The organism is Martelella sp. HB161492 (assembly GCF_013184775.1).
Lineage (GTDB): Bacteria > Pseudomonadota > Alphaproteobacteria > Rhizobiales > Rhizobiaceae > Martelella.
Genome location: NZ_JAATVV010000016.1, coordinates 33,588 through 55,048 on the forward strand (window position 1 = coordinate 33,588; position 21,461 = coordinate 55,048).

Annotated in this window: 20 protein-coding genes and 2 pseudogenes; 7 read left to right on the top strand and 15 right to left on the bottom strand. The window is 60.6% G+C overall.

Annotated elements, in window-relative coordinates; translation table 11 throughout:
• Nucleotides 1–852, top strand: a complete 852-nt coding sequence (gene cysW, locus HCK86_RS21405; protein ID WP_176086529.1) for a sulfate ABC transporter permease subunit CysW — start codon at nucleotides 1–3, stop codon at nucleotides 850–852.
• Between the two features lie 18 nt (nucleotides 853–870).
• Entirely contained in the window at nucleotides 871–1,623 is a 753-nt protein-coding gene (locus HCK86_RS21410; protein ID WP_176086530.1) for an ATP-binding cassette domain-containing protein, read from the top strand.
• A 13-nt stretch (nucleotides 1,624–1,636) separates the two neighbouring features.
• On the opposite strand, the gene folK is transcribed toward HCK86_RS21410, so the two are convergent.
• The 12 genes and pseudogenes from folK to HCK86_RS21470 all read right to left on the bottom strand — a co-directional run.
• On the bottom strand, nucleotides 1,637–2,488 hold the full coding sequence (gene folK, locus HCK86_RS21415) for a 2-amino-4-hydroxy-6-hydroxymethyldihydropteridine diphosphokinase (RefSeq protein WP_176086531.1): 852 nt from the start codon (nucleotides 2,486–2,488) through the stop codon (nucleotides 1,637–1,639).
• Nucleotides 2,485–3,312: a dihydropteroate synthase gene (gene folP, locus HCK86_RS21420; protein WP_176086532.1), complete on the bottom strand. Its 828-nt coding sequence runs from the start codon at nucleotides 3,310–3,312 to the stop codon at nucleotides 2,485–2,487. Before folP ends, folK begins: the two co-directional genes overlap by 4 nt.
• 121 nt (nucleotides 3,313–3,433) lie before the next feature.
• A complete protein-coding gene (locus HCK86_RS21425) occupies nucleotides 3,434–4,597 on the bottom strand; it encodes an alanine racemase (RefSeq protein WP_176086533.1) in 1,164 nt (387 codons plus the stop codon).
• A gap of 3 nt (nucleotides 4,598–4,600) precedes the next feature.
• On the bottom strand, nucleotides 4,601–6,442 hold the full coding sequence (locus tag HCK86_RS21430) for an adenine deaminase C-terminal domain-containing protein (protein ID WP_176086534.1): 1,842 nt from the start codon (nucleotides 6,440–6,442) through the stop codon (nucleotides 4,601–4,603).
• 2 nt (nucleotides 6,443–6,444) lie between these two features.
• Complete coding sequence (locus HCK86_RS21435) at nucleotides 6,445–7,077, bottom strand: XRE family transcriptional regulator (RefSeq protein WP_246739722.1); 633 nt, start codon at nucleotides 7,075–7,077, stop codon at nucleotides 6,445–6,447.
• Nucleotides 7,078–7,113: 36 nt separating this feature from the next.
• A complete protein-coding gene (locus HCK86_RS21440) occupies nucleotides 7,114–8,046 on the bottom strand; it encodes an N-carbamoyl-D-amino-acid hydrolase (RefSeq protein ID WP_176086535.1) in 933 nt (310 codons plus the stop codon).
• Nucleotides 8,043–9,119: an ABC transporter ATP-binding protein gene (locus HCK86_RS21445; protein WP_176086536.1), complete on the bottom strand. Its 1,077-nt coding sequence runs from the start codon at nucleotides 9,117–9,119 to the stop codon at nucleotides 8,043–8,045. Before HCK86_RS21445 ends, HCK86_RS21440 begins: the two co-directional genes overlap by 4 nt.
• 8 nt (nucleotides 9,120–9,127) lie before the next feature.
• Complete coding sequence (locus HCK86_RS21450) at nucleotides 9,128–9,919, bottom strand: ABC transporter permease (RefSeq protein ID WP_176086537.1); 792 nt, start codon at nucleotides 9,917–9,919, stop codon at nucleotides 9,128–9,130.
• Nucleotides 9,916–10,776, bottom strand: coding sequence for an ABC transporter permease (locus HCK86_RS21455; protein ID WP_246739723.1), 861 nt, complete (start codon nucleotides 10,774–10,776; stop codon nucleotides 9,916–9,918). Before HCK86_RS21455 ends, HCK86_RS21450 begins: the two co-directional genes overlap by 4 nt.
• A gap of 11 nt (nucleotides 10,777–10,787) precedes the next feature.
• Complete coding sequence (locus tag HCK86_RS21460; protein ID WP_176086538.1) at nucleotides 10,788–11,825, bottom strand: ABC transporter substrate-binding protein; 1,038 nt, start codon at nucleotides 11,823–11,825, stop codon at nucleotides 10,788–10,790.
• 363 nt (nucleotides 11,826–12,188) lie between these two features.
• Complete coding sequence (locus HCK86_RS21465; RefSeq protein WP_176086539.1) at nucleotides 12,189–12,593, bottom strand: type II toxin-antitoxin system VapC family toxin; 405 nt, start codon at nucleotides 12,591–12,593, stop codon at nucleotides 12,189–12,191.
• A 189-nt stretch (nucleotides 12,594–12,782) separates the two neighbouring features.
• A pseudogene (locus HCK86_RS21470) lies at nucleotides 12,783–13,046 on the bottom strand (hypothetical protein); the annotation flags it as partial.
• Nucleotides 13,047–13,571: 525 nt separating this feature from the next.
• On the opposite strand from HCK86_RS21470, the gene HCK86_RS21475 reads away from it, so the two are divergent.
• Nucleotides 13,572–14,063: a hypothetical protein gene (locus HCK86_RS21475; protein ID WP_176086540.1), complete on the top strand. Its 492-nt coding sequence runs from the start codon at nucleotides 13,572–13,574 to the stop codon at nucleotides 14,061–14,063.
• Between the two features lie 13 nt (nucleotides 14,064–14,076).
• Here the strand turns inward: HCK86_RS21475 and HCK86_RS24145 are convergent.
• Both HCK86_RS24145 and HCK86_RS21480 read right to left on the bottom strand, forming a co-directional pair.
• Nucleotides 14,077–14,181, bottom strand: a pseudogene (locus HCK86_RS24145) (IS6 family transposase); the annotation flags it as partial.
• A gap of 114 nt (nucleotides 14,182–14,295) precedes the next feature.
• On the bottom strand, nucleotides 14,296–14,925 hold the full coding sequence (locus HCK86_RS21480) for a TetR/AcrR family transcriptional regulator (RefSeq protein WP_176086541.1): 630 nt from the start codon (nucleotides 14,923–14,925) through the stop codon (nucleotides 14,296–14,298).
• A gap of 186 nt (nucleotides 14,926–15,111) precedes the next feature.
• Between HCK86_RS21480 and HCK86_RS21485 the strand changes: the two genes are divergently transcribed.
• Complete coding sequence (locus tag HCK86_RS21485) at nucleotides 15,112–16,314, top strand: efflux RND transporter periplasmic adaptor subunit (protein WP_176086542.1); 1,203 nt, start codon at nucleotides 15,112–15,114, stop codon at nucleotides 16,312–16,314.
• A 5-nt stretch (nucleotides 16,315–16,319) separates the two neighbouring features.
• Nucleotides 16,320–19,439, top strand: a complete 3,120-nt coding sequence (locus HCK86_RS21490) for an efflux RND transporter permease subunit (protein ID WP_176086584.1) — start codon at nucleotides 16,320–16,322, stop codon at nucleotides 19,437–19,439.
• Here HCK86_RS21490 and HCK86_RS21495 read toward each other — a convergent pair.
• Nucleotides 19,410–19,670 (bottom strand): hypothetical protein, encoded by a 261-nt coding sequence (locus tag HCK86_RS21495; protein ID WP_176086543.1) that lies wholly within the window; start codon nucleotides 19,668–19,670, stop codon nucleotides 19,410–19,412. The genes HCK86_RS21490 and HCK86_RS21495 overlap by 30 nt on opposite strands.
• Nucleotides 19,671–19,908: 238 nt before the next feature.
• Here HCK86_RS21495 and HCK86_RS21500 point away from each other — a divergent pair, with 238 nt between their 5' ends.
• Both HCK86_RS21500 and HCK86_RS21505 read left to right on the top strand, forming a co-directional pair.
• A complete protein-coding gene (locus tag HCK86_RS21500; RefSeq protein WP_176086544.1) occupies nucleotides 19,909–20,217 on the top strand; it encodes a helix-turn-helix transcriptional regulator in 309 nt (102 codons plus the stop codon).
• Nucleotides 20,210–21,457, top strand: a complete 1,248-nt coding sequence (locus HCK86_RS21505) for a HipA domain-containing protein (protein ID WP_176086545.1) — start codon at nucleotides 20,210–20,212, stop codon at nucleotides 21,455–21,457. Before HCK86_RS21500 ends, HCK86_RS21505 begins: the two co-directional genes overlap by 8 nt.
• The last annotated feature ends 4 nt before the right edge of the window (nucleotides 21,458–21,461 follow it).

Sequence of the window (21,461 nt, forward strand, 5' to 3'; positions counted from 1 at the left end):
ATGACACACCAGACCGTCACCCATCCCGGTGTCAAGGCGCTTATCCGGCGCCAGCGGGCCAAGAGGCTGGCCCTTGTCCTGATCGCCATCCTGTTTGCCGCCCTCGTCATGGGCCTGCCGAGCCTTGCCATTTTCGTCCGCGCCTTTTCGCAAGGGCTCTCGACCTATGGCGCTGCGATCTCCGAGCCGGAAACGCTGCATGCCATCAAGCTCACCGTGCTGACGGCGCTGATCGCCCTGCCGATCAATATTGCCTTCGGCCTGTCCGCCGCCTGGGCGGTGACCCGCTTCCGCTTTCCCGGCCGGCGCATCCTGATGACCGTGATCGAACTGCCCTTTTCGATCTCCCCGATCGTTGCCGGTCTGTGCTATCTGCTGGTCTATGGCGCGACCGGGCTTGTCGGCCAATATGCCGATCTTTACGGCATCCAGCTGATGTTCAACCTCACCGGCATCGTGCTGGTATCGCTGTTCGTCACCTGCCCCTTCGTCGCCCGCGAGGTTATTCCCCTGATGGAGGTGAGCGGGCAGGACCAGGAAGAGGCCGCGCTGACGCTCGGCGCCACCGGTTGGCAGACCTTCTTCTTCGTCACCCTGCCGAATATCCGCTGGGCGCTGCTTTATGGCGCCATCCTCGCCAATGCCCGTGTCATCGGTGAGTTCGGCGCCGTCAGCGTCGTATCCGGCAATATCCGCGGCGAGACCATGACCCTGCCGCTGCAGGTGCAGCTCCTCTATGACGATTACAACGTTACCGGCGCCTTTGCTGCCGCCACCATTCTGACCGTGATTGCTGTCATCACCCTCATTCTCCGCTCGGTGATCGAGGCACGGCATCCCGCCACGCACTGAGTTTCAAGGACGACCACAATGGCCCTCAACATTGAAAACATCTCGAAATCCTATGGCGGCAACCCGGTCCTGAACGATGTCCGCCTTGACATCGCCGCCGGTGAGTTTGTTGCCCTTCTCGGCCCCTCCGGTTCCGGCAAGACCACGCTTCTGCGCATTATTGCCGGCCTGCAATATGCCGAGGCCGGGCGACTTCTATTCGACGGCGAGGATATTACCGGCGTTGAGGCACGCCTGCGCCGTTTCGGCATGGTGTTTCAGAGCTACGCGCTGTTCGAACATATGAGCGTTGAAGCCAATGTTGCTTTCGGTCTGAAAATGCGCCCGCGCGCCACTCGGCCAGCACGGCCGGCCATCGCAGCGAAAGCCCGTGACTTGCTGGAACTTGCCGAAATCGGCCATCTCGCCAAGCGCTATCCGTCCCAGCTTTCCGGCGGGCAGCGCCAGCGCGTCGCGCTTGCCCGCGCCCTTGCGATCGAGCCGCGCATGCTGCTGCTTGACGAACCCTTCAGCGCACTCGACGCCAAGATCCGCAAGGGCCTGCGCGGTGCGCTCCGCGACATGCAGAAGCGGGTCGGCATCTCCGCCATTCTTGTGACCCACGATCAGGAGGAGGCATTCGAGATTGCCGACCGGATCGCGGTGATGTCGGAGGGACGGATCGAACAGGTGGGTACGGCTGATGAATTGCTACGCCGGCCGGCAACGCCTTTCGTCGCCGAATTCCTCGAAGGCATGGCCAACTACCAGAGCCAGGGCGCCGGGATCTGACCTTTGCCCTCGCCTATCGCGGCTCGTCAGCCGGATAGACGTCATCGGCGGCGATGTCGAGCGCGGCGACGGCATCGTCGATCTTGCGTCCCAGAACCACGTCATCCCCCGCAATTTCAGCGAGCGGCACCAGCACGAAGGCGCGTTCGAACATCTGCGGATGCGGCAAGGAAAGTTGTGGTGAGTTGATGACCCTGTCATTGGCGTAAAGCAGATCGATATCGATCAGCCGCGGCCCCCAGCGCTCGGCCGGCACGCGCTCCATGCGCAGCTCGATCCGTTTGAAGGCCTTCAGAAGGTCGAGCGGTGCGCGTGTTGTGCGGGCAATCGCACAGGTATTGAGAAACCAGTCCTGATCCTCGTTGCCCCAGGGCGCGGTGCGATAGAAGCGCGATACCGCCGTGATCTCGAAATCATCCTCGGTGGCAAGATGAGCGAGCGCTGTCTTCAGATTGACCGCCTTGTCGCCGATATTCGTGCCGAGCGACATGGCAACCCGGTACTGGCGCCGTCTGTCGACCGAAACGCCGACATGATCAAAATCTGCGGCAACCGGCGCGGAAGGCTTGCGCACCCGGACCACCACCCGCTCCAGCCGCGGGAATTCCTGAAGCGCGGCATCGGCAATGCGCGAGGCCAGCGTCTCGATCAGCTTGAACGGCGCGCCGCTGGCAATTTCGATCGCCCGGCGGGACAGGGCACCATAGCAGACGGATTTTTCATATTCATCATTGGCAGCGCAATCCGTCATATCGAGCGCACAATCGAGATCGATGTAAAAACGCTGTCCCAGCCGGGTCTCCTCGGGCAAAACGCCATGGAAACCATAGACACAGAGGTTCTTGATATTGATCCAGTCGCTCATCGGGCACTCGCTGTCCTGCTGAAAATCCTGACGGCATCCACGTGCTCAGCAACATCGTGAACCCGGATGATATTAGCGCCGCCACAAAGGCCGAGCATATTGGCGGCAAGCGTCCCGGCCACGCGCTGATCGGTCGGACGGCCGGTTGCCTCACCAATCATGCGCTTGCGCGACAGGCCGAGAAGGATCGGCCGGTCGAAGCAGCTGAGCCTCTCAAGCCGGGCGAGAACGGCATAATTCTGCTCCGGCGTCTTGGCAAAACCGATACCCGGATCGAGAATGACATGATGCTCAGCGATACCCGCCTTTCGGGCAATCGTAAGGCTTTGCTCAAAGAAGCGCAGAATGTCATCGATGATGTCGCGATCTGCGTCAATATCATGCCGGTTGTGCATGACGATCACCGCGCACTGGCTGGCCGCCGCCACCGCCGCCATCGCCGGATCGCCCTGCAGACCCCAGATATCGTTGATGATGGCTGCACCGAGCTCAGCCGATCGCCGCGCGACCGGCGCCTTGTAGGTATCGACAGAAATGGCGACCGGGCTTGCGGCACAGATTGCAGCCAAAACCGGCTCCACCCGGGCCAGCTCGTCTTCCAGCGAAACCGGATCGGCGCCCGGCCGCGTCGATTCCGCGCCGACGTCGACCACCGCGGCCCCGGCGCTCGCAATCGCCGCGGCCCGCGCGACAGCGTCGTCCGGCCCGTTGAAGCGCCCGCCATCGGAGAAGGAATCCGGCGTGATATTGAGGATCCCCATCACCACGGGACCGGCCTTCACCGCATCCAGAAACCGGTCACGTTTTGCCAGACGGTCAGTCATCAAAAGCCCTTCCCTGCTTGCCCGGAGAAAGCCTTGAACCACAGTTCGCAGCCGTTGGCGACCCCTGGAACACGTTGTAAACCGGAGACAATGCCTTTGATGGCCGGGCAGGGCTTGCCCGTCAGCCGATCCTGTTTCGCGTCACCATATCGGCTGCATCGACGCCAAGCCGGGTCGCCCTGCCATCGCCAAGGAAGGCAAGATGCGGTGCCAGATTGACAACGACGCAGGCATGGTTGGGATAGATGAGCAGCCGCTCGCCGATTGCCAGATCGCTGCCGTCACGCCGGACCATGCCGTGCTCCTCGGAGAGCTTGGCGACGCTCAGCGGCGCTTCGAGCCTGCTGCTCCATGCTTCGCCGAAGCCTGCGCCCGTGCCGACACTGTGCGCGCCAAGGTCGGAACTCAATGTCTTGGACCCGGCATCGATGATGTAGAAATCGCTGTTTTTCGAAATGATCGTTGCCGAAACGGCCAGCGCAAGCTGATCGCGGGTTGCGATACCCAGCCTGACCGCCGTCATATCGAAAAACACGTAATTACCCGGCCGCACCTCGTCGAGGCCGTCGAAGCCGGCATTGGCAATCAGCGATGGCGTGCTGCCAACCGAGATTTTCGGCACGTCGACGCCCTGCCGCCTGAGGATCTCGCGAAAGTCGAGAAGCAAGCGTCGCTCATCTTCGGCCACCGCGCGCACGGTTTCAGCCGTGCCTGCGGCATAGGCATGGCCGGCATGCGACAGCAGGCCGGCAAAGCCGAGCGACGAGGCGGCCAGCCGCACAACCAGTGCAACGCTTCCGGCGGCCAGCGGATCAACGCCGCAACGGTGCAGGCCGACATCGACCTTGATGAAGACGTCCGGCGCAATTCCGGCAGCAATGGCCCCGCGCTCCAGCGCCTCCAGACCGACAGCACTGTCGGCGATAAAGCGCACGGCAACCCCATGGTCCTGCCCGAGCCGTAGCAATGCCGCCACCGGCTCCGGGTGCACCAGCGGATAGGCGAGCGTGACCGGCGAAAAGCCGGCGCGGATGAAGACGGCCGCTTCACCCGGATGCGAGGCCGTCACGCCGCGCGCGCCGGCATCGCGCTGCATGCCGGCAATGGCGAGCGATTTGTGTGTCTTGATATGCGGATGCATGGCGACATTGCCGGCATCGGCAATCGCCTGAACCGCAGCGATGTTGGCGGTGAGCCTTGCGGTATCGACGACGACACAGGGCGTTTCAAGCGCGTCTGCACCGGCAAAACCGGGTTGTGACGGCATTTCAGGATGAATCGTCATCGCCTACCAGACCACCTTATGTGTTGCACCGGTGGCGACATTGACGAGGCCTTCGGGGGCATAGTCGGAGGGCGCCACGAGCACCCAGCGCCAGGGCGCACAGGTCAGTGTCGCGAAGGCAAGCCGCTCGGGAAAACCCGCCCACCAGCGCGGCGAGGAGGATGGCTCAAACATCCACTCGATCTTCTCGCCCTCGGCATAGAGCGCGCGCATGTCGGCATCGAGCGCCTCGGCCGAACGTTGTGACATCAGCCCGGCAATCTCGTAACGCACCGTGGCAACCACCTTGTTGTCATTGACCAGCGCCCAGCCGCCACCGATCTTGCGAAGCGCATTGACCGCTTCGGCCATGGCCTCGTCAGAAGAGCCGACGCACCAGATATTGTGCTTGTCATGGGCCAGCGAACTTGCCAGCGCACAATTGGGCGTCTTTGGTCCCGTGCCAGCCCAGAACATTTTCGAGACGGATTTTTTGCCCGAAAAGCGGTCGACAATGGCGAATTTGGTGATGTTACGTGACGTATCGCGCTGAACCTGCCCGTCTGCGACCGGCAGTTCATAAGTGAGGAAATCGTCCTCCCAGTGGAAGGGGCGCAGGACGGCCGCCGTCATCATTGCCCGGCCCGGTTCGGCGGCAATGGCGAAGTCCGCCGCGTTGAAGGCACCGCCCGTCTGCACGGTATCGCGTGCCCAGTCGGGCCAGTCAATCTCGGGCACGGGCAGGATATAATCGCTACCCTTCGAGACCTGCCTGCCATCCGCCCAGACCTCGGCGATGGTGAATGTTTCGAGATCGGACAGGAGCACGACATCGGCAAACCGGCCTGGCGCGATCGTGCCGACCCAGGGGGTGAGCCGCATGTGGCGCGCCGGATTGATGGTGACACACTGAATGGCGATTTCCGGCTGCAAGCCGGACTGGATAGCGAGGCGGACATTGTAATCCGTCGCGCCCTTGGACAGCGTTTCCGATGCACTGCGATCATCGGTGGCAAAGGCGATCTGCGACCAGTCGGCAAGGCCACGCTGCAGCAGTCCCTTGATGACATCCGGCATGGAATGCGGCCGCAGCTCGGCGAAAAGGCCATGGGTGAGCTTGTCCCAGAACTCCTCTGCCGTCCATGCTTCATGGTCGGAGGCAAGCCCGGCCGCCGCGAAGGCGTTGATGGTCGGCAGATCCTTCAGGCCCGCCGCGTGGCCTTCGACGACGCCGCGTGCGGCAAAGGTCGCCTCGATCATGCCCCAGAGCCGGTCGTGGGAGGCATTGTCCGGATTCCAGACGGCCGGCCAGTCCATCACCTCGTCCAGGCCTGCCACCATCAGGCTGCCGGCGAGGAAATCGCGCTGCTCATCATAGCCCAGATAGCCGCCGCCATGTTCATAGGCCGTTGGCGGCACGGCAGAGCCCGGCAGCGGGAAAATCTTCAGCGGCGAGCCATGCTGACGGGCTGTCATCCAGAAATCCAGCGTCCTCGACCCGCGCACATTGGAAAATTCGTGGCTTGCCTCGCAGGTCCAGGTATTTCCGCGCGGCATGACCAGAGCCGCTTCCCATTCCGGTGTCAGATGCGAGCTTTCGATATGCTTGTGGACTTCGCCAAGGCCGGGAATGGCCATCAGATCAGGCCGCTCATCAATGATCTCGCAGTCGCCGGGCCAGGAGCCGGCCGGCCCGACATAGGCGATCCGCGCACCCTTGATGACGATCTCGGCATTATCGCTCCATGTGCGTGTCGCCGTATCGAGCAGCCGCCCGACCCTCAAGATCCGGTCTGCGGGTTGCTTGCCGAGCGCGACAAGGGTCAGCTGCTGGCGCAGCCGGACTTCGGATTTAGCATCGATCATGATCACACCGTCAGATGGTCCGGCGCTTCACCGGAACCGGAATAGCAGATGGAAAGGATTTGCGCCTTGCCGGAACCGGCAGAGTAAAAGCCATGTTCGGAGGCAGCATCGAAATAGACCGTGTCACCGGTCGAAAGCGTCATCGGCGCATATGGCGCCATTTCGAACACCACTTCGCCGGACAGCACATAGACAAACTCCTCGCCGGAATGAGCGCTGCGGGCTGGTTCCACCCCTTCCGCGCGCGGCGGCACTTCTATCACCATCGGCGTCAGCGCCTTGGCGGCGAGTTCGGTCGACAGCACACGGTAGAGCCCCATCTCATTGGTGAGCCGTTTGCCCTCACCCGCACGGGTGACAGCCCGCGCCGCCCTGGCAAAGCTTGCCCTTTGCCCCCTGCCTTCAAGCAGATCGGCGAAATCCAGCCCCAGGCCGGCGGAAAGCCGGGTGAGCACGGAATAGGCCGGCTGGCTCTGACCGTTCTCGATCTTCGACAGCGCCGAGATCGAAACCCCGGTTCTTTTCGAGACCTCGGCCAGCGTCCAGCCATTTTCCCGGCGCAGTTCGGAGAGGATGCGGGCTATGGAGCCGCCCTCGTTTGCCTCGCTTTCGCGCATCGCGTCCGGCTGGCTCATGAACTCATCCCCTTTTGAATGCCCCGTATCAACATCTCACTCCGTCACCGGTCCCCTGGTCTCGACGATCAGTCTATAGTGATCCGGCTCGCGATGGCGGGCAAAATCGAAAATGGTCCGGCGATAAAGGGCTGCCATATCGAGATCGCATCGGGCAACAACGACTTCATCCGCCGTCGAGACCGCCATGGCAACAATCTGGCCGGACGGCGCGACAATCATCGACTGGCCGATCAGGTTCGAACCTTCTTCATGGCCGGCCTTGGCTGTTGCCACCACCCAGTTGGAATTCTGGTAGGCACCGGCCTGAATCGACAGCTGATTGTGAAACTGGGTCAGGCTGTCGAAATCGAAATTGCCGGTATGGTCATCCGGCGTGTTGTAGCCAACCAGGATCATTTCCGAGCCCTTCAGCGCCATGACCCGATAGGTTTCCGGCCAGCGGCGATCGTTGCAGATCGCCATGCCGATCCGCGTGCCCATGGTCTTGAACACGTTGAAGCCAAGATTGCCCGGCTCGAAATAATATTTCTCCAGATGCTGAGCCGCGAGATCCGGCTGCGGCCTGTCCCAGCCCGGCAGGTGGATCTTGCGGTATTTGCCGACAATTTCGCCATCACGATCCACCAGAACAGATGTGTTGAAGCGATGCCGGATGCCGTCTTCAACCACCAGCTCGGCATAGCCGAGATAAAAGCCGATCTTCAGCCGCTTTGCCGCATCAAAGAGCGGCTGCGTTTCGGCGCCCGGCATTTCGGTTTCGTAGAACGCGTCGATCTCCGCCGGGTCGGTCATATGCCAGCGCGGGAAAAAGGTCGTCAGCGTCAGCTCAGGAAAGACAACCAGTTCGGCGCCGCGCGATGCCGCTTCGCCCAGAAGCGCGATCAGCCGCTTGACAACCGCCGGGCGCGTATCTGAACGCGCGATCGGGCCCATCTGCGCGGCGGCGGCAACAATTGTCCGGCTCATAATTTCGTTCCTTCATCCTTCAGAATGCAGCATTGGCCAAAATCGAACGCCAGTCCGACATTCTCTCCCGTGGCAATCGGGTTCTGCAGCGCGCCATTTGCAATCAGCACCCCGGCCGCCGTTTCAACCTTATACTGGTAGGCACGACCGAGATAGGAGCGCATCAGCGCCGCCCCGGCAATGGTATTGGCCTCTCCCGCACCGGCCAGCCGCAGGCCCTCTGGCCGCGCACCGATGACAAAGCGATCCGGCAGGGCACCGGTCTCGGCCTCATCCAGCACGATCTCGGTCCCGTCGTCGAGCCGCGCCGTGACCTTGCCGCCCGCCCTTGCGCAAACATGCATCGCGATCAGATTGTCGAAACCGACAAAGCGGGCGACGAAAGCGTTGACCGGCCGCGTATACAGCACTTCCGGCGTATCGAGCTGGACGATATTGCCGGCATTCATGATCGCCACCCGGTCAGAAATCGAAAAGGCCTCTTCCTGGTCATGGGTGACATAGATTGCAGTGCGGCCGTTTGCCTTCTGCAGCTCGCGGATTTCCACCCGCATGTCGACGCGCAATTTGGCATCAAGATTGGACAGCGGCTCATCGAACATCAGAAGCGGCGGGTCGATGGCCAGCGCCCGGGCAACGGCGACACGCTGGCGCTGGCCGCCGGAAAGGGCAGCCGGCAAGCGGTCGGCAAAGGCTGAAAGCCCGACGCGGGCCAGCATATCGCTCACCCGCTTCTGACGTTCGGCGGCCCCCACATTTCGCTGTTTCAGCCCGAAACCGACATTTTCGGCGACGGTCAGATGTGGAAACAGCGCATAGTTCTGAAACACGATGCCGGCATCGCGCTTGTGCGGCGGCAGGCCGGTGACATCGCGCCCGGCCACTGAAATCGTGCCGCCGGTCGGCTGCAGAAAACCCGCCAAAAGGCGCAGCGTCGTGGTCTTGCCGCAACCGGATGAGCCCAGCAATGACACAAGCTCGCCCTCGCCGACGGAAAGGTTCAGACCATGCAGGACCTGGGTTGCCCCGTAATGGGCGGTCACATTGTTCAAGATGACGGCGTTTTCAGCCATTGGAACTCCTATTGAACGGTCTTGCTGAGACCAAGGCTGCGTTCGATCAGCACCATGACGAGAATGGTAACGCCCATCAGCAGCACCGAAACGGCACTCACCGTCGGGTCGAAGAATTGCTGCACATAGGTGAAGACTTCGATCGGCAGCGTCGAGATACCCGGTCCGGTCAGGAACAGCGCCACCGCCATGTCGTTCAGCGAGGTGATGAAGGCCAGCACCATGCCGGCAATCACACCGGAGCGGATATTCGGCAGGACGATGGTCCAGAACGCCTTGACCGGATGCATGCCGAGGCTGACGGCCGCCTCCTGGATCGAGAAATCAAAGCCTGAGAGAGAGGCGCCGATGACCCGTACCATATAGGGCAGACACAGGATGGCATGGCCGAGGATCAGTGACGGCAGGATCGGCAGCTGCAGCTGCACGATCAGGGTTTTCAGAAGCGAAAAACCGAACACGATTTCCGGGATGAAGAAAGGCAGGAAGAAGACCGAGCCATACCAGCCGGGAATCTTCATCTTGTAACGTGTCAGCGCATAGGCCGCGGCTAGCCCGGTGACCAGTGCGATCAGCGTCCCGCCGAGCGCCACTTCCATCGAGATGATGAAGGTATCGAGGAAGCCCGAATGATTGAAAACATTGGCATACCATTTCAGCGTGAAGCCCTGCGGCGGAAAGGCGAGATAGGGCGTATTGCTGATCGAGGTGCCGATGACGATGACAATCGGCCCGGCGAGAAACAGGATGACAAGCCAGCCGAACAGGCGGGAGAGCGGATGAATGGAACGTCCGGTCAATGGATGGTCCTCCGTGCCGAAAGCCTGCCGGCAATGGTGCCGAGCACGACAACACAGAAGATCGCCGTGGCCATCATGATGGCGGCAATCGTGTTGGCGACACCCCAGTCAAAGGAGATCATCGCCTTCTGGTACAGCAGCGTCGCAAGCGTCATCTGCGGTTCGCCGCCCAGAAGCGTCGGAGTGACAAAGGTCGCCAGCGAGCCGGTGAAGACCAGGATCGAGCCGACCATCATGCCCGGCACGGCAAGCGGCAGCGTCACCTGGAAGAAGACGGCAACCGGCGAAGCCCCGAGCGAACCGGCAGCCAGATAAAGATCGTCCTCGATATTTTCCAGGACGCCGACCAGCGACAGGATCATCAGCGGCGTGAAGAGATAGGCAAGACCGGCAATCACCGCGCCCTGCGTGAACAGCATTTCCAGCGGCTGATCGATAATCCCGGCCTTGATCAGCAGCGAATTCACCACACCGTTGCGGCCAAGGATCGCCATGAAGGAAAAGGACCGCACCACAACACTGGTGAGGAGCGGGAAGACGGACAGGATCAGAAGCACACGCTTCAGCCCAAGCGATGCATTGGCGATCATATAGGCGCCGCCGAAGCCTAAAATGAGCGATGTGACCGTTGATAGAAAGGCGATGCGGAAGGAACGGATCATCACCGTGCGATTATAGCTGTCAGCGAAGAAATCCCGGTAATTGGCGAAATAGCCGGCCGGGTTTGCAAAACTTTCCGCCAGCGTGCCGGCGACAGGTACCACCAGAATGAACAGAAGCACCGCGGTTGCCGGTAGAACCAGCAACCACGGGCCAAGCGCCGCCAGACGCTGCGCAAAGGAGAGACGGGCCTTCAATGTCGGATCCGTCAGTGACCGAAGACGTCGTTCCAGCGACGTTCCCAGTCATCATTGACCTTCAGAAGCTTGTCATAGGGCGTCGGCTGCAGGCTGAGGACGGCCTTTTCGCCATAGACGAGCTTGGATGACTGTTCCGGCGTCAGCTCGACCAGCTTGTTGACCGGGCCGGAGCCGCCGCCAAGCTGAACCGATGCATCCTTCTGCGCCTGCTGCGAGATTGAGAAATCGATAAAGGCCAGCGCCAGATCCTTGTGCTTGGCATTTTTCGGGATGTTGTAGGTGTTCATCATCCGGAAGTCGCCTTCGGAAAGCTCCGCCCAGCCGATATTCGGATTGGCCGCCTGGATCGCAGGAAAGGCATAGTCCTGTGCAAGACCGATATAGGCCTCGCCCGTGGACAGGAGATTGGTGAGTTCAGAACCGGAGGAGAAGGTCTTGACGATGTTCGGCTTCAGCTCGCCCATCTTCTTGAAGGCGGTGTCGGGATCTTCAAAGGCATCGGAGCCGGCGCATTTGGCCGCCATCATCACCGTCAGCGGTCCGCCGGTGGTATTGAAGGCCGGCATGGCGATGGCATTGGCGAATTCCGGACGCCACAGATCGCACCAGGAGGTGATCGGCTTATCGGTGCGGGTCTTGTCATAGACAATGCCATAGCGGCCGAATGTATAGGCCGGGCCGTAATCGCCCTGCGGATGCTGCGCGGATTCGTAAAGCTCGTCGAAATTGCTCATTTTCGAGGAATCGATCTTCTCGAAGGCGCCCTGATCGATGCCGATCTGGGAGAACTTGTCGGTCAGCAGGATGACATCGACGCCGCCACGGATGCGGGCCTTGTTGAGCCGCTCCGGCGCACCGCCGGTCTCGACCACGATCTTGACGTCATGCGCCTTCTCGAAGGGCTCGAAAATGTAGGGCTGATAGAAATCGTTCGAATAACCCCAGTTGGAAACGACAAAAGTATCCTGGGCTTCGGCCGAAAGCGCCGGCAGGGTGAGAAGCGCGGCAACGGCTGTTGCACGAGCAAGGCGGGACATTTGCGACATGCAGTATAATCCTCTAGATCTCGGATCGGAAAACTTTTTTCCATCTAGAGAATTTTTCGAATTATGTCAAATTTTATGCAAGGCGATTTTTGCACAATCTGTGGGCAATCTCTGCTGGTGAATTGATCCGTTTCCGGGCTCTGCTGCAAAAATTCTGCCGCTGTCCGAAAGAGTGCTGACAATTTTCAGCGCGACTTTTGCTGAGCGATTTCAGTTGGCGCCAGGATCGCCCGGGTGCCCGCCCGTCCCTGAGGAGCACCGCAATGCTGGATCTCGAAAATCAGTCCCGAGGTGGCAAGGCGCGTCCTTTCGCCTTTCAGGCGTGACACATCCCGGCAATCTCATCCTGCAGCCATTTCGGGATCATCGACCGGGCGTGATCAGATCGACGGTCGGAAAATAGCCTCGATAGCGACCGCCGTCGCGGGTCAGCAGTGGCAGCCTTTCAACGGCGGCCTGTGCGCCGATGAAAAAATCCGGCAGCACCCCCGCGCGTGTTCCCCCTGCCCTGCGATAGCGCGTGAAAACCCTGCCCGCCAGAAACAGAGACGGTCGCGACAGTGGAAGAAAGCGGATGCTGGCCCGATCAATGAAGGCATCAAGCGCCTCTATCTGCTGATAGCGGACGGCAAGTTCGGCATAGATCACGTCATTGATCAAAAGCGGCCCGGCAAGGCTGGCCGTTTCCAGCTGATCGATCGACCAGTCAGCCCAGACGGGATCATCGGTCACCAGATCGAGCAGCACATTGGTATCGACGAGGGTCATTCTTCGCCGCGCGTCAACGCCATGATCGCATCCGTATCAAGTCCGGCCCCGGCATGGCCGCGCAGCTTGCGCAGCGGGCTTTCTGCCAGACCGGTTGCTTCTGTGGTCAGCAAGATCCTGCCATCTTCGGTGCGCTTGAAATCAACCCTGCTGCCCGGCCGGCCAGAGCCTGACGCCATTGATCATGGCCACGACTTCATCAAGGTGCCATTTGTCGCGGCAAAAGGGGCGGTCACATTTGATGCAGCCGGCAAATTGATGACCAAAGCGGTTCGCCCTGAGGCGGATCGTTTCACGGCTGACGATGACGCCGCGCTCAGCCAGAAGATCCGCCACAAAGGCCCATGCGGCGATGCTCATTGCAAACCGGTCAAAGGCCCATGCGGCATAAGCGATAATCTCATGCGGGAAGCCCAAATCAGCTTGGCAATGCCCCGCGACGGCCTGTGCCAACTTCAAACCGTCGCCTGATCCGGCGTCGTCAGCTTTCGGCGATCTCTCTCGACAAAATCCGGGCCGCCGCGTAAGCTTCATCAGTGTCTCGATAACCCTAGGGTGATACACGCCTTCAATGGACAGTCGATCGCATCCGGGCCAACCAATATGGTGAATTCATCAAGATCGCTTCCTCCGGAAGCAGACAGACGGAGCCCGCTTGGTTGCACTCCGCCCCCGGTTTCTCCTTCGCCATGCAACGCCTCTCCGCGACAATCTGCCCGGGTGGTTGGCTCCAGCACGCCGGAGAGAAACCAAACGCTAAGTTCTCTTCTGTCCGCGCACCATGCCAATGCTCAGGCCACTTCCGGACTATCGAACAGGTCGGATATGCCCGCCCCTACCAATCCACCGTGGCGCGCTAACCGCACCGTTTCCGGCGAAACACGCGAGCAAACCGAAGCTCAATGGCGGCGCCCGAGCAGCAGTCCCGACACGGCCATCGCCGTTCAGAGTGGTGCACCGCGAGGCGCGGCAGATGATATGGCTGGACTATGGAATAGCAACCATAATTGCTATGCCTATGCGATGAAATGTATTTCTCCTCGCGGTTATGGCTGCAATGCCAGGCCGGGGAAATTTGCAGGACAACCTGTTGCGACAGGAAATTTTGCGGCGGGCGTTGTGAATGACGGCGCAGCCCAGAATATTCATATCGAGATAGTCCGTTTTGGCGGATCACCGATGCCTGTGCCCCCACGATTCACGGATGGTACATATCTTGTCGCATTGCTGGCGAATAACGTCGGCTACCATTTCCTGCGGCGCAATGAGGCAAGTGGCCTATGGTTCCACAAGAATGGAGCATCGGCTTCCCCCGAATCCTGGTTCGTTGATTTTAATACCCAAAGAACTCATCAATTGACCGATGACGTAGCAGGCAATCTCCTACAGCAGCCTGCACTACTCGGATGTGCAATGCGCTTTCAGGCTTACTTGAAGGTTCCCGATCAGGGGGTTCAGGTGACAGGGTAGCTGTGGGGGCGGCATTGTTCAGGTATTTGACCTGCCGATGCACCGGTTCATCAGGGCATTTGCCTTCGGCCTTCAACGGCGCGATGGCATCTGATGTGAACGGACCCTCATTCACGGAGCCAGCACTGCCCCAGGCATTGCATTGCGGATCATCGCCGATTTCCGCGTCGGAAACCGGGCGATCCCTCAGATTTCCGACAAGAGGGATTTGCGCCGACAAAGGTGATGCAGGTCAGCTCTGAGCCACCGCAATACCGTGGGCGACAACGGACAGGCACGATTCGAGATAGGTCGCGCGGTCTTCTCCACCAGGCCATCCCGGCTCATGGCCCGATTTCAGGCTCGCGGCGCCGAAGACAATATCCATCAGCATCTGCGCCAGAACAGGCGCCGGAACATGTCTGATCCGGCCTTTCTGTTGCTGTCTTTCCAGCCAGCCACACAGAAGCGTGCGCGAATGCGTTGGTCCATGCTGATCAAGCACTGCGCGCAATTCCGGGAACTGCTGGCTCTCCAGATGGAGCCGCGCCATCAGGGTCGCACGCTCCTGCTCCTCGCTTCGGGTGGCATTGACCCGAAAGATGGCCATCAGCGCCTTATAGACAGGCAGGTGATCGTAGTCCCCCGGCAGCGCAATGATGGTCTCGCGATGACGCGAGACAATTGCACCGAAGAGCTCCGGCTTGGCTGGGAAAAGCCGGTAGATGGTGCTGAGAGAAACATGTGCTGCGGCGGCCACATCCTTCATCGTCGTTTTCTTGTAACCGCAGTCGAGCACGAATTTCGACGCGACATCGGCTATTGCCGCGCGCTGGATTTCATCGGAGGCCGGTTTCGGTCTGCCGCGTCCCCGCGCTTGCATCTGGTTCTGCCCTTGAGGATGCTGACTTTTCTTTTCCGAATTCTGATCCATGTATCACCACAAAAAGGCCATGAATGACTTGCCTATAGTTAGGGTAATTGTAATTACTGTAAATACTGCCTATCAATGACACGCAGCCTGAGCCTAAGGCCGGAATCTGCCGAAACCAAGGAGCTTCTAGATCTCATGAAATCGGGATTTGGTTTGACGATCATGGCCTGCCTGACCTTGCTGGCGGCCTGCAGCCAGAAGGATGACCAGGCCGCTGCACCATCGGGCACCAGCACGGAGGTTGGCTATGTCACGCTTCAATCCGGTTCGGTTCCCCTGACCGTAAGCCTTCACGGGCGTGTTGTCGCCTCGGCAGTGGCTGAGGTCCGCCCGCAGGTCGACGGTATTGTCCGCCAGATCCTGTTCACCGAAGGCGGAACCGTTGCCGAAGGCGACGCGCTTTACCAGATCGACGACCGGAAGTTCAAAGCCGCTTACGCCGCAGCCGAAGCCGCGCTGAAAAAGGCGCAGGCCGCGACGACGAGTGCCCAGACGACCTATGACCGGAACGAGAAGCTGTCAAAGACGGAAGCGGTCAGCACGCAGACACTCGACGATGCCCGGTCCGACCTGTTGCAGGCCCAGGCTTCCGAAGCGGCAGCACAGGCTGATCTCGATACCGCCCAGATCGATCTCGACAATACGAAAATACTGGCTCCGCTTGACGGCTCGATCGGCGCGTCAGAAGTCAGCGTCGGCGCACTGATCACGAGTGAGCAGACCGATGCCATGGCGACGATCCGCAAGGTCGATACCGTCTATGTCGATCTGGTCGACAGCAGCACCAATTTCCTCAGGATCCGGGATCGGGTTGAGGCGGGGAAGCTGGAGCAGCGACCCAATGGCCCCCTGCCGATCACCCTGACGCTGGATGACGGCAAGGCCTACGAAAAGACGGGAGAGATCTCCTTTGCCGATATGGTCGTTTCCCAGACGACCGGTACGTTCACGGTTCGCGCAAAATTCGACAACCCCGACAACGTCCTGATCCCCGGCATGTTTGTCACCGCAAGTGTCGACATGGGGCTGATCCCCGGGGCCTTTCTCGTTCCCCAGCGGGCGGTGACACGTGACGAAAGCGGCAATGCGACAGTCTATCTGGTCTCTGATGACAACAAGGCTGAGCAGCGCACGATCACGACCAATGGCACGCAGGACAATGACTGGATCGTCGTTGATGGCCTGACGGACGGCGACAGGCTGATAGTCGACGGCTTTCAGAAATTCTCGGCAGGTGCCGCTGTTTCTCCTGTCGAGGTGACGATCGATGAGGATGGCGTCGTCGAACAGAACGGCAGCAGCGATGCCGCCGGGTCGTCCGGGGAGAATGCGCAGTGAACCCGATGTCCCGCCGCAATGCCCTTGCGAGCTTCTTCATTGCCCGCCCCGTCTTCGCCATTGTTCTGGCGATCAGCACTATGCTGGCGGGCGTCATGGCGATCTATTCGCTGTCGATCTCCCAGTATCCTGACATCGCGCCGGTAACCGTGCGCGTCAGCGCCACCTATTCCGGTGCCACGGCCGAAGCCGTCGAAAACTCGGTCACGAAGAAAATCGAAAGCGCCATGACGGGTCTCGACGGTCTTCTTTACATGGAATCGACCTCGAGCACAGGCTCGGCATCGATCACGCTCACCTTTGAAAACGGCGTGGATCCGGATCTGGCGCAGGTTCAGGTTCAGAACAAGGTTTCCGGCGTCGAAAGCCAGCTGCCCGATGCGGTGATCGATGCCGGCGTTTCTGTCAACCGTTCGCCTTCCGGCATTCTGATGATCGGCAACATCATCTCGCGCGACGGCCGTTACTCTTCCGATCAGCTGGCGGACATCATGTCCAGCCAGATCGAGGACCGTATCGAGCGGCTGGACGGCGTCGGTTCGGTGCAGTCCTTCGGCTCCGGCTATGCGATGCGGATATGGCTGGATCCCAAGGCGCTGCAGAAATATCAGCTGGTGCCGAGTGATGTGACATCGGCGATCAGCGCCCAGAACATTCAGGTTGCCGCAGGCTCGATCGGCTCGACGCCGGTGGTCAAGGGGCAGCAGCTGAAGGCCAGTCTCATTGTCCGCACGCAGATGACCTCGGCCGATCAGTTCGAAAGGATCATTCTCAAGACGGAATCCGACGGATCCATTGTCCGGCTCGCCGATGTGGCGCGTGTGGAGGTGGGGCTGGAAAGCTATGGCCAGAGCTCGACCTATAACGGCATGCCGGCCGCTGGTTTCGGCGTTCAGCTTGCATCGGGCGCCAATGCCATCACCACGGCGGGGCTTGTTCATGCAGAGCTCGACAGTCTTGCCGGCTCGCTTCCCGAAGGGGTGGAAATCGCCTATTCCTACGAGACCACGCCCTTCGTCGAGCTTTCGATCGAGAAGGTGGTCCACACGCTGATTGAGGCCATCATCCTCGTCTTTCTGGTCCTGCTGCTGTTCCTGCAGAATCTCCGGGCCACCCTCATTCCGATGATCGCTGTTCCCGTCGTGCTCATGGGCACGTTCGGGGTTCTCGCCCTTCTCGGCTATTCCATCAACATGCTCACCATGTTTGCCATGGTTCTGGCAATCGGCCTCCTGGTCGATGACGCCATTGTGGTCGTGGAAAATGTCGAGCGCATCATGCGTGATGAAAAGCTGCCGGTGCGCGAAGCCACGGAAAAATCCATGGGCGAGATTACCGGTGCGCTGATCGGAATCGCCCTGGTCCTGACCGCCGTCTTCATTCCGATGGCCTTCTTCTCGGGCTCGGTCGGTGTGATCTACCGCCAGTTCTCGGTGACGATCGCCAGCGCCATGCTGCTCTCGGTGCTTGTCGCGATCATCTTGACCCCTGCCCTCTGCGTACTTCTGCTGCGCCCCACCCATGACGGTTTCTTCGCCCGCTGGCTGGGCTGGTTCGACCGGGGTTTTTCTCGCCTGACCGGCCGCTATGCCACAACGGTTGAGAAGCTTGTCGTTCGTCCGCTGCGCATGTTTCTGGTCTTCGCCATTCTGCTGGTCGCAGCCTTCGGGCTCTACCGGGAACTGCCGACCTCCTTTTTCCCGGAAGAGGATCAGGGCGTGCTGATGACGCAGATCACATTGCCCGACGGCGCCAATGCCGCCCGCACGGAAGCGGTCATCAAGACCGTCGAGGACTACTTCCTGAACGAGGAAAGCGACGCCGTCGCAAGCGTGTTTATGACACTTGGTTTCGGCTTTGGCGGTTCAGGGGAAAATCAGGCTCAGGCCTTTGTCCGGCTCAAGGATTTCGACCAGCGCACGGATGACAGCCTCTCGGCTTCGGCGGTGATGCAGCGTGCCTCGGCCGCTTTCGCCAAGATCCGTGATGCCAATGTATTCGTCGTGGCGCCGCCCGCTATTCAGGGGCTGGGCCAGACCAATGGCTTCTCGATGTATCTTGAGGATACGGGCAATCAGGGGCGGGACGCGCTGCGCGCTGCCGGCAATCAGCTGGCCGACAACGCTAAGGGCAACGCGGTTATCGAGAATATCCGCGGCAACACCCGTACACTGGAATCCCAGCTGAAGATCAATGTCGATGAAGACAAGGCAACCGCTCTTGGCGTCGATCTCTCCGACATCGACAGTCTGGTGACGACGGTGTTTTCGGGAACCGACGTCAATGACTTTGTCTATGATGGCGAGATCAAGCCGGTCTATGTTCAGGGCGACGCGCCCTATCGGATGCAGCCAGGCGACATCGATCTCTGGTGGGCCAAGAACAGCGATGGCGAGATGGTGCCTTTCTCCGCCTTCACCTCGACCGAATGGGTTCAGGGCTCACCCTCCCTTGCGCGCTTCAACGGAACCGCCGCCATTGCCATCAACGGTTCTGCCGCCGATGGCAGCAGTTCGGGCGACGCAATGGATGAGGCCGAGCGGCTGGTCAGCCAGCTGGACGGTGGCTACACCGCCTCGTGGTCCGGCCTGTCCTATCAGGAAAGGCTGGCCGGTTCTCAGGAAGTGCTGCTCTACGCTGTATCGCTGGTTGTCGTGTTCCTGTGCCTGGCGGCGCTTTATGAAAGCTGGTCGATCCCGTTTGCGGTCATTCTCGCCGTGCCGGTCGGCATTTTCGGAGCGCTGCTCTTTGCCAAAGGGTTCGGCCAGGAAAATGACGTCTATTTCAAGGTCGGCCTGCTGATGACGATGGGGCTGACGGCGAAGAACGCGATCCTGATCGTCGAGTTCGCCCGCGACCTGAGGCAGCAGGGGCTAAGCATTGTTGAAGCGGTGACACGGGCCGCACGCATGCGACTGCGTCCGATCGTGATGACCTCGCTTGCCTTCGTTCTCGGCGTACTGCCGCTGGCCATGGCAACCGGGGCAGGCTCCGCGGCACAGAACGCAATCGGCATCGGTGTTGTCGGCGGCATGCTGGCGGCCACCATCCTCGGCATCTACTTTGTACCGCTGTTCTTCGTCACGATCAGCCGGTTACAGCGTGATCGCCAGCCGCGAGATTGACGAGGGCCGAAGCCCGATCCTGTCCACGGGCCGGGCTTCGCCCCCCACCTGAACAGCGCCTTTCGCAAATGACACGGAGGCATCGGACCCGGACGGGCCCGGTGCCTCCGTCAGTTTCAGCCACCGATCGGACTGCGCCTGCCTGACAGGCGGATCATTGGCCCCCTGAAGGATCTGCAACGGCCGCTCGATATCCGCCACCCTGTTGAGCTGCGACCGTTCCTGCCGCATGGCCCGGCCTTCCTCCGTCCTCGGAGATGCGCCAGCCGCACGCACCATCGTCCGACTGATGACGCCAGACAGCAGAGAACGAGGGACCTTCTTTGCCAGCTGTTTTTTTGCGACAGGGCCGTTTCCGTATCATTTTTCGCATGATTGATCTGTTTTCATATCTTCACAACGTTTATCCATTATGGCATGATATGTATGCGGATCATATCATTGCCTCATGATCCCTATAGGTATCGTCATGAAAACAGATTCTGATGTTCTTCACAGCATCGGCGAGACGCTGAGACAAGCACGGCTGGCGGCCGGACTAACGCAAGAAGCGCTGGCCAGCCGCGCTGGCATATCGCGCCCGCGCTACCGCGATATCGAGACGGGCTCTGCGGCGGCACGGACGACGACGCTGATCAATGTCGCCCGTGCGCTGGGGCTGGAGATGATGCTGGTTCCGCAGGCTGTCGTCCCCGCTGTCCTGGCCCTGATCGAGCCCGATGACGACAACGACCGCCCGGCCTTCCTTGCCTTGCCCGACGAGGATGACAATGGCTGAAACGCCGAGGCCAGCACGCGACATCAGCGCGCTCACCATCTCGCTCAACGGACTGCCGGTCGGCACCATCGTTCGGACGCCGGGTGATTTCAACGCCTTCAATTTCGACGCCGGCTACCGGGCAACGGGCGGCTTCCCGGTTCTCAGCCTGTCCTTCCGCGCGGCCTCCGGCGGCCTGCGCCGAGACCCGAAGCCGCTTGCGGGTGCGCTGCCACCGTTTTTCGCCAATCTCTTGCCGGAAGACCGTCTACGTGACGCGATGGAGCGCCACCATGCCGGCGCCGTGCGGCCGGGCAATGATTTCGATCTTCTGGCTGCCCTCGGCGCCGATCTCCCCGGTGCGGTCCGCGCCCTGCCAGCTGAGGCAATGGTGAGGGATCCTGTGGCGACCGCAAGGCCCAGGGCCCGCTTCTCGCTGGCCGGCGTCCAGATGAAGCTCTCGGTGATGAAGAATACCGGCAAGGGCGGCGGCCTGACCGTGCCGCTCGGCGATGGCGAGGGCGAATATATCGCCAAATTCCCGTCCACCGCCTTTCCCGGTGTCTCGGAAAATGAATATGCCAATCTGGCACTTGCCCGCCGGCTTGGCATGGAAGTGCCGGATTGCGAGCTGGTGGAGCAAGCCGATTTCGAGGGCATTCCGGAGGATTTCAACACTTTGTCGGAGGGGCGGGTGCTGCTGGTCAAGCGCTTTGATCGCGCCGACGGACACCGCATTCACATCGAGGATTTCGCCCAGGTCTTCGGCATCTATCCCAACCGGAAATATGACGGCGCCGCCTATCACGACATCGCTGCCGCCCTCGGCATGGCGGTTTCGCCGGAGGCCGGACTGGAATTCGTACGCCGCCTGACAATGATGGCACTGACCGGCAATGGTGACATGCATCTGAAAAACTGGTCCCTCATCTATCGCGGCGAAGGCAAAAGCCCGGAACTGGCCCCGGTCTATGACGTGCTTTCGACCGTGCCCTATCTTCCCGCAGACCGGCTGGCCCTGTCGCTGGGCGGCGAGCGCAGCTTCAGGGCGCTGAGTGTGGAACGCTGGAAGAGCTTTGCCAATCGCGCCCGCCTGCCCGAACCCGCCGTGCTGCGGACGGTTGCCGAAATGGCGGAACAGATCAACGATTGCTGGTGGACCCTTCCCGAACGCGCCGCCATCCCGGAAAGAGTGCGCCGTCGTATCGATGCCCATGTCGAAGCCATGACGCCCATCTTGCAGGGCTGCGCCAGGCGGTGATCCC